The sequence below is a fragment of the Paeniglutamicibacter antarcticus genome (assembly GCF_039544305.1).
GTDB lineage: Bacteria > Actinomycetota > Actinomycetes > Actinomycetales > Micrococcaceae > Paeniglutamicibacter > Paeniglutamicibacter antarcticus_C.
This window is the reverse complement of the sequence record NZ_BAABLK010000034.1, coordinates 315,936-324,436: the sequence shown is the minus strand read 5'-3', so window position 1 is coordinate 324,436 and position 8,501 is coordinate 315,936. Positions and strand designations below refer to the sequence as shown.

The window sequence follows — 8,501 nt, the reverse complement described above, 5'->3', positions numbered from 1 at the left end:
GTGACAGCACCCCCCGGATCATGAAAGAACAGGGGGAGTGAATCATGCCGAGACCGACAGGCCAGCAACCCCAATTCTTCCTCAATGAGTCCGTTTAAGGGGCTAGTTAAAAGGTAACGGGGGGGGCTTCTTGTTGCCCGCAGACACCAGCTTGTGGCAAGACCGGAGCATAGCGACGATGGCGATGCCTGGGGCGCCGTGTAGTCCGTGCTGCCAGCTGCTGGCGCATGGCATTGCTCCGAAGCCTGCCTGAACGGGCCTTGGGCGCGGTGTCCCTCCGCAAGAACCGCAGGTCGCCGGACGGGCAACTTCACGGCCGCTCGGAGAGGCGCAAACCGCCACATCCTGGTCCTTTGAGCGATGGTTCGGGTTTCGAGGTGGGGCGACATTTGGGAAGACCCAGGGCGCTCCTCCGTCAGAGCCCGCGCCTCAAGTAGGCGGTGGTGGTACCTAGAAGAGTTCGATCCCCACTTGAAAAGACTCGAGTTGCCCGAATCCAGAGCCAGGCAATTCGGTCGCCGGACGGTGTTGTCCGCCGGCGCCATCTCGCTGGCGGCGGTCTTGGCCGGATGCGGTTTCTCTGTGCGCGGGGCAAGTGATCCAACCGGATCCACTGATGGGCAATTCGTTGACAGTGCGGAGTTTTCCACGCTTGATAAGCAGGGGATCGCCAGGGCGTTGAATTCAAAATCCTTGAGGCTCGACTTTCGCAAGGGTTTCATTGCCAAATCCGATGTCGGGCTGCAGGATTCAGATTATGCATCAGATGTCATGGCGGACAAACGCAGGGGAGAGAAGTTCCGCCTGACCGTCAAGGGCACCGCGGGCACCCTTGAAGCGGAAACCGACCATGTTCGATTCCTCACCTCGGATTCCATCCCGACGTTGGAAATGGTCACCTACTTCCTCACCACCTAAAGCTTGGACGAGTATGTGCAGCTACTTCGTGCTGCTGTGCAGGACTACGGTCTCTCGTCGGAACCCGTGGAGCGCTGGATCGAAACGACACGCAACAACCCGGGACGACAGTTCGACTACTCACTCAATGTTGGCAGTAAATTGGGATTCGATGTGGGCTACGAACTCAGCTACGACGGCAGCAAGAACGTGCAGGTCATCATTGTTTCCGTTTCGACGCTCGATCACGTAGTTGGATAAAGAATTCCCCGGTTCCCGAAGGCCTTCGGGAACCGCCCGGAAATCTAAGGCCGTGCCGCGCAGAAGAGCAAGGGTTCTCGTTGGCGGACGGTGTTTCCCGCGGGGGATGAACCGGTGATGTCCCGATTGTTTGGCACGCTATAGGCATGGCCGCCATTCAACCTGATGTCGACTTGTGCGCATCCACTGATGACCCCACACTGCCTCTTGCCCAAGTAGTGGTATCCGCAGACACCATTGGAGAGATAGTAGTCCGAGACGGTCTCCACCTCGTGCAGGGCAGGACGGGGCCGGATCCCGGCGGAGAAAAGATGTTCTCCTTCCGCACTGACCTTGGCTGTTGTCCTCCGCCATCGAGGATCAAGGAGCAGCAGGATTGCACACAAAAGATCCATCAAGGGCAACGAGATCACTCCATTCGCTGCTGGAGGATTCACCCGACGGTAGAAAGCGGTCCCAGCAGAAAGAAGCCGAGGACCAGGGCCCCGGCGCAAGCAGTCACGGTGTGGTGGCACAGTCGATCCGATCGAACTATGCCCCGGAAGAGGAACGCCAAATAGACCCATAACTGGTAGCACTTTGATCGGCGCAACCGGATGAAGTGCGCCATCCGCGAACCAACTCGAACGTCGCTCATTGCCAGGTATATGGTGGCCAGACCTGGTGGCTGTTGTTCCAATGGCCGAGGCGCCGACGGGGTGGACGAATCGCGACTGTGTGGAAGCCACCAGGTTATTCGACAACATCCCTGCAGGAAAGGGAAGAACGTGACCCAAGCAGAAACGACCGTTGGGGCGGTTCCGCAAAGGGGCACTGCCGTCGTGGTGGGTGCGTTGCTGGCAGGTTTGGCGTTGTCCATATCACTGGCCCGGTCGGGACTGGCCGTGACCGTTATTGAACGGGCCATGGAAAAACGAAACGGCGGTACCGGGCTTCGGCTTTGGGGAGGAATGGGTGAGAGCGTCCAGAGGCGGGACGGTTCGGGACCCAGGGTTCCCACCATCGCCTCGATCGCCTCGGCCGGTGTCCCGGGCCCCGAAGGCTGGGCTACGGTCCTCCGTCGCCTTTCCGCTGCTGCTGCCGATGAACCGGGCATATCGATTCACTACGAGATAGAGGTCGCCCAAATCGGGCAGGATGCCGACTCGGCGTGGGCCACGGACACCACTGGCACGGTCCATGCGGCGGACATCCTCTTAGGTGCGGACGGACACCGCAGCCTAGTGCGTCGAAGCGTGGACCCGGAACACCCCGATGCCACGTATGCGGGGTATGCGATCTGGACCGGCAAGGCGCCCTACGATGCGGCGCCCGGGTGGCAGGAAGGCTACAACTACATGAACATGATCACCCTGCCCAACGGGGATGGGGCAATGATCGTGGGAGAAACACAGACCAACGACGAGCCTCGACGGTACTTCTGGCAGTGGTACGACCCCACCAGTGATGATTATTTGCGCGAAGCCGGTGCCGTGGTCGGCAAAGTCTCCCGGTATTCACTGGTCAACGAGAATATTGCAGGGTCGAAATATGATGACATCCGACGCCGTGCGGCGCACTGGCCGGCACCGTGGGATGACATCGTCCGCCACAGCGTTGAACGGCATAACGTCATCGCCACACCGATCGCCGAGTACGTCCCTCGGCGCCTGGCCCGCGGCAGGATAGCGATCATCGGAGATGCTGCACATGTGCCCTCGCCCATGACCGGCGCCGGCTTCGATACCGGGCTGGGGGACGCAGAGACGTTGGGTGAGCTCACCAGCCACGGCGTCATCGGCGAGCAGGGCAGGAAAGTTCTCAGGGCCTATGAGAAACAGCGGCTAAGGACAGCGCAAAGGATGGTCAGATCCGGGCAGGGCTTTGGCCAGAACCTGCTTGAGGGTACCAACAACTGACGCGGGATTCACTTGGCGTGCTTGCCCATTTTGAACATCGTTCATGGAAGACCGGCATTCAATGCAGGCGGTTTTCCAGGGCAATACCCGACACCGCCTCAAAAAAACGGTTTCATAAGACATGATGCGCGACGTGGCTGAGATACCGCTCCAATGGAACGCGACACTCGACGAATGCTTGGTGGCGAGCTCAATGCCCACGAGCGAGCTTTGCCGGACCTCTTGTGCTCGGGGAACTGGCGGGGAACCAGCGAAGCACGCCAGCAGGCGGCTCATGCCCGCTGGGACGGGTGGCAGTTTGATGAGTGTGAGTGCTTTCTTGTCGATGTGCCCGAAGACCTGAACCTTGCCCGGGTTCCGTCACGTTCGGGCGGGCCGTTCGCGACCTTGGATGTCGTCGATGGCGACACATTGCTTGGGCATCTGAACCTCTGGCAAGCCAACGGAGTCATTCACTCGGTGGACTATATGCCGTTCGATGCTTCCGATGAGAGGCTCCCGGTCTTGGAGCAGATCGTTGGCGGACCGTTTGGATGGCGGTCACGCCAACAAGGAGGAGCGCTTCGATGGGGACCCTTTCGGGCGAACAGCTTTCCAAGGTGGGGGACCTTAGGCCTGTGTCCAAATCCGCACCGACATGGTTTTTTGGAGGCAACCACGCGAGGCTGATGGCTGCGCGGGCGACGTCGGCCCTGCCGCCAAGGATCCGGCTCCGAAAGTGCATTCGGGAAGGCTCATGGACCTTCACATGTCATTGACCTGTTACCCGTTGCGCTCGCGGTGCTTGCAGCCCGGCCAGCAGCAGGGCCGGCGCTTGCCCTCCTCGAGCTCCTCCTGGGTCCGGCGAATCCGGCGCTCTCGGGTCGTGTCCTGTTTGGCGTCCTGGACCCAACAAATGAATTCGTTGCGAGCCAACGGAGAAATGTCGTTCCAGGCAGCAAGCACCAAGTCGTTGGCAAGGAGAGCCGTGCGCAGGTCCTCTGGCAACTTGTGGACTACTCCACCGGGCACTTGTTCACTACTCATACGACTACGATAACGCCCAAGTGCCGCAACCGTCGGGGCTTTGGCCATCCAACTTCAGCTCACCCGTTGATCCACTGCATCACCATCGGGATCATCACCAGAGCACGCTGCCCAGTGGGACCGGTACGTTCCAGGGCCTTCACAAGCTACAAGCCCTGGTCACCGGGCTCCGAGCGAACATGGACTGCGATTCCACTGATTTCTGTTGCTGGCACAGCTCGGCGAGAACCAGTGAGAGCGCATCCTCGCTATCGTCGGGACATGGAGTTCACTATCCCGCCAAGGCTGGCCTCAGGGCATTTGCTGCGCATCATCGCTCCTGCGCAAAGCCGGGCCGTGGTCAACGAAAACAACCATGGTGCGCTCGTTGAGCAAAGACTCTCCGAGACGGGCCTGAGGGTTTCATACGGTAACCACGTCGATGAACGGGATCAATTCGAATCTTCATCAATCGCCTTTCGCGTGGCAGACCTCCACGACGATCTGCTTCATCGTCCCCGGAGGCCGTACTTGTCATGTGCGTCCCCGGGCTGACACCCTGATGGAAATGAAACAGTACCTGATCGTCTTTCTGGCTGCGCTGGTTGTTCTTGGTGTCAATATCGGTCTGGGTACGAACCCTGACGTTCCGATGCTGCTTCGCTGGATTGTGGCCCTCGGCGTCGGACTTCTCGTCACTTTCGTGCTGAGCAAGTGGTCACAGCGCTACCAAAAGAGAAGCAACCGCGATGCATTGGAGCCTCGGTAGCCCGTTTACGTCAATGGCGGACCCATTTTGCGACTACGGCGTTCCTCCAGCTCCGGGCACGCCATGGATACGTGTCTTCCACGAACCAGCGGCAAGTTTCTCAGGCAAGGGTCCTTTCAGGCACTGCACAGCTGCGTGGTTGGCTGCTAAGGCTTCAAAGGTGTTGGTACCAGCCAGGCGACTGTTGGATTCGAGCCTTGGCACCGAATACGGCCGAGCGAAATTCGTCTGTGGATTGGACGCTAGCGGTGTACTCGCGGCCGTCCCTCATGCCGATGTCGACTTGCGCCCCTCCACTGATGAACCCGCGGTGGCCTTTGCCTAGGTAGCGGTATCCGTAGCCCCCACTGGGAAAATGGGAGTCCGTGACAGTCCCAACCGCTTCCAGGGGCAACCGTGCTCGTATGCCTGCGGAGGATAGCAGAATGTCATTCTCGCCAACTTTGGCTGTCGTCCTGAGCCACCGCGGCCCAAGAATGACAAGGAGCGCCCCAAAGGCTGCCAACACGGAGATCAAAATGGCTTCTTGCCACGTCGTTGTCGTTGGTGGTTCCGACGGCAGGAGTTGCCCCAGAAACAGGGATCCGATGGTCAGGATACCTGCACCACGCATGAGGATCCGGGCAGTGAAGTCGGCGTCGACCCTTGAAACGTGGTTCCACTGCGGTGACGAGGAGTTTTGCTGGTCGATGCAGCGATGTCCCAGGTGAATCCCTCGGCCTGCTTCAATGCTGTTTCTCGCGGTGCCCGGCGGGCGCGCCCGGTGTCATCGCGTTAGCTCCGTTCATCTCTTGTTCTCACCGTATTACGAAAGCCGGGGCAACCGGTACGTGGGCAGGGGCTGGAACGGTGTTTTTTGGGATGTGCCGAGGTGGCACTAAGAGCAAGCTACCGGCTGTACGCGCGGATACCGAACGAGAGGATTAAAAACTGAAAACAGAAACCCCCTGCGCGACGGGAATAGGCCTATGCATTTCAAAGTTGAGTTAGGTAGACTCAAGTTTGAGTAGTCTCCCTACTTTGAAAGGACGAGCGTGGATACTAAGTTCACTACCAAAAGCCAAGAGGCGCTTTCCGCTTCGGGAATGAACGCTTCAACCGCAGGCAACCCGCAAGTGGAACCCGCGCACTTGCTCAAGGCGCTGGTCGATCAGCGTGAATCCGTCGCGGTTGCTCTGTTGAAGGCAGCCGGAATTGATCCCGAGCAAGTGTCGGCCCAAGCCAGTGCCGCTATCAAGGCCCTGCCGGCCTCCTCGGGGGACAGCGTGGCCCAGGCCCAGTATTCCCGCGGCATCCTGCAAGTTATTAGTTCCGCACAGCAGGCAGCCGGCTCGATGGGCGATAGCTACGTTTCCACCGAGCACCTGTTGCTCGGGCTCAGTGAAGACACCGGTGCCGCCGGCAAGGCGCTCCGCGACTCCGGTGCGACGAGGAAGGCGCTGGACAGCGCGCTTCCCGGAATCCGTGGGGATCGCAAGGTCAACAACCCGGATCCCGAGAACACGTTTGAGGCCCTGGAGAAGTTCGGCACCGATATGACGGCCATCGCCCGTTCGGGCAAGCTCGATCCCGTGATCGGCAGAGATGCCGAGATCCGCCGCTTGGTGCAGGTCCTTTCACGCCGTACCAAGAACAACCCGGTGCTCATTGGTGATCCCGGGGTGGGTAAGACAGCGGTTGTCGAGGGCCTGGCGCAACGGATGGTGGCTGGGGACGTCCCTGAATCACTGCGTGGCAAGTCCTTGATCGCCTTGGACCTCGGAGCAATGATTGCCGGGGCCAAGTACCGTGGTGAGTTCGAGGAGCGGCTCAAGGCCGTCCTGGAGGAGATCAAGGCTTCGGATGGACAAATCGTCACGTTCATCGATGAGATCCACACGGTTGTGGGCGCCGGCGCCTCCGAAGGCGCCATGGATGCCGGGAACATGCTCAAGCCCATGCTGGCCCGTGGTGAGTTGCGCCTGATCGGTGCCACCACGCTGGATGAATACCGCGAGAATATTGAGAAGGATCCGGCCCTAGAGCGCCGCTTCGCCCAGGTCTACGTCGGGGAACCCAGCGTGGATGACACTATTGCAATCCTGCGCGGGCTGAAGGAACGCTATGAGGCACACCACAAGGTGACGATTTCCGACTCTGCCCTGGTGGCGGCAGCGACCCTGTCGAACCGCTACATCTCAGGGCGCCAGCTTCCGGACAAGGCCATTGACCTGGTCGACGAAGCTGCCAGCCGGCTGCGCATGGAGATCGACTCCGCACCCGAGGAAATCGACCAGCTGCGCCGCTCGGTGGACCGGCTGACCATGGAAGAACTCGCTCTGGCCGGGGAAACCGACCCAGGGTCTCGCGAGCGCCTCGAGGTGTTGCGTGCTGACATGGCGGACAAGAAAGAGGAGCTGGATGGCCTGAACGCCCGCTGGGAAGCGGAGAAAGCAGGCCTGAACCGCGTCGGCGATCTCAAGGTCAGTCTGGATGAGCTGCGTTCCCGCGCCGAGAAGCTGCAACGCGAAGGTGACCTGGAGAGTGCCTCGCGCCTGCTCTACGGTGAAATCCCTGCCTTGGAAAAGGACATGGAGGACGCGGCCCAGGCCGAGGCCTCTGCCGGAACCGAGGACCTGATGGTTGCCGAGGAAGTCACTGCCGACGGTATCGCCGAGGTTATTTCCGCCTGGACCGGGATTCCTGCAGGCCGGATGCTGCAGGGCGAAAGCCAGAAGCTCCTAGAGATGGAAAGCTTCTTAGGCCACCGGTTGATCGGCCAGAAAAAGGCCGTTGCCACGGTGTCAGATGCCGTGCGCAGGGCCCGGGCAGGGATCTCGGACCCCGACCGGCCAACGGGCTCTTTCATGTTCCTGGGCCCAACGGGCGTGGGCAAGACCGAGCTGGCCAAGGCATTGGCGGATTTCCTCTTCGACGACGAACGCGCCATGGTTCGAATCGATATGAGTGAATACTCGGAGAAGCACTCGGTGTCCCGGTTGGTCGGTGCTCCTCCGGGTTACGTCGGCTACGAGGAAGGCGGGCAGCTCACCGAGGCGGTGCGTCGCCGGCCCTACTCCGTGGTGCTGCTCGATGAAGTGGAAAAGGCCCACCCCGAGGTCTTTGACATCCTTTTGCAGGTCCTGGACGATGGACGCCTGACCGATGGCCAAGGTCGCACCGTCGACTTCCGCAACGTCATCCTGATCATGACTTCGAACCTTGGTTCCCAGTTCCTGGTTGACCAGACGATGGAGCAGGAAGCCAAACACGCGGCCGTGATGAACGTGGTCAACGCGTCGTTCAAGCCCGAGTTCCTGAACCGGCTTGATGATGTGATCATGTTCGATGCGCTGTCGCTGGAGCAGCTTGGATCCATTGTCGCCCTGCAGGTCGACCTGCTGGCCCAGCGTTTGGCCTCCAGGCGGCTGACACTCGAAGTCGATGACGGGGCCCGGGACTGGCTGGCGTTCACGGGGTTCGACCCGGCCTTCGGTGCCCGGCCGTTGCGCCGCTTGGTGCAACGTGAAATCGGTGACCGGCTGGCTCGTGAGCTGCTCGCCGGAGCCATTCAGGAAGGCGACACGGTGATGGTCGGCGTCAACGAGGCCGGTGACGGACTGACCCTTGGTTCACGCCAGGGCTAGCCGCAGGCCAAGTACTGCCGGGATGAAAAGTCTCCATGACCCACC

Annotated in this window: 6 protein-coding genes; 5 read left to right on the top strand and 1 reads right to left on the bottom strand. The window is 60.4% G+C overall.

The window, feature by feature from the left end; genetic code table 11:
• The first annotated feature begins 486 nt into the window (after positions 1-486).
• From ABEA12_RS13085 to ABEA12_RS13075, 3 genes are all read left to right on the top strand, one after another.
• Entirely contained in the window at positions 487-918 is a 432-nt protein-coding gene (locus ABEA12_RS13085) for a hypothetical protein (protein ID WP_210099907.1), read from the top strand.
• 15 nt (positions 919-933) lie between these two features.
• A complete protein-coding gene (locus ABEA12_RS13080) occupies positions 934-1,158 on the top strand; it encodes a hypothetical protein (RefSeq protein ID WP_210099908.1) in 225 nt (74 codons plus the stop codon).
• Positions 1,159-1,925: 767 nt separating this feature from the next.
• Positions 1,926-3,056 carry an FAD-dependent monooxygenase gene (locus ABEA12_RS13075; RefSeq protein ID WP_210099909.1) on the top strand — a complete coding sequence of 377 codons (1,131 nt, stop codon included), beginning with the start codon at positions 1,926-1,928 and terminating at the stop codon, positions 3,054-3,056.
• 762 nt (positions 3,057-3,818) lie between these two features.
• Here the strand turns inward: ABEA12_RS13075 and ABEA12_RS13070 are convergent.
• Positions 3,819-4,082, bottom strand: coding sequence for a YdeI/OmpD-associated family protein (locus ABEA12_RS13070; protein WP_345468545.1), 264 nt, complete (start codon positions 4,080-4,082; stop codon positions 3,819-3,821).
• 421 nt (positions 4,083-4,503) lie between these two features.
• On the opposite strand from ABEA12_RS13070, the gene ABEA12_RS13065 reads away from it, so the two are divergent.
• Positions 4,504-4,830 carry a GtrA domain-containing protein gene (locus tag ABEA12_RS13065; protein WP_210099911.1) on the top strand — a complete coding sequence of 109 codons (327 nt, stop codon included), beginning with the start codon at positions 4,504-4,506 and terminating at the stop codon, positions 4,828-4,830.
• A gap of 1,034 nt (positions 4,831-5,864) precedes the next feature.
• A complete protein-coding gene (clpB, locus tag ABEA12_RS13060; RefSeq protein ID WP_210099912.1) occupies positions 5,865-8,456 on the top strand; it encodes an ATP-dependent chaperone ClpB in 2,592 nt (863 codons plus the stop codon).
• Positions 8,457-8,501: the final 45 nt, after the last annotated feature.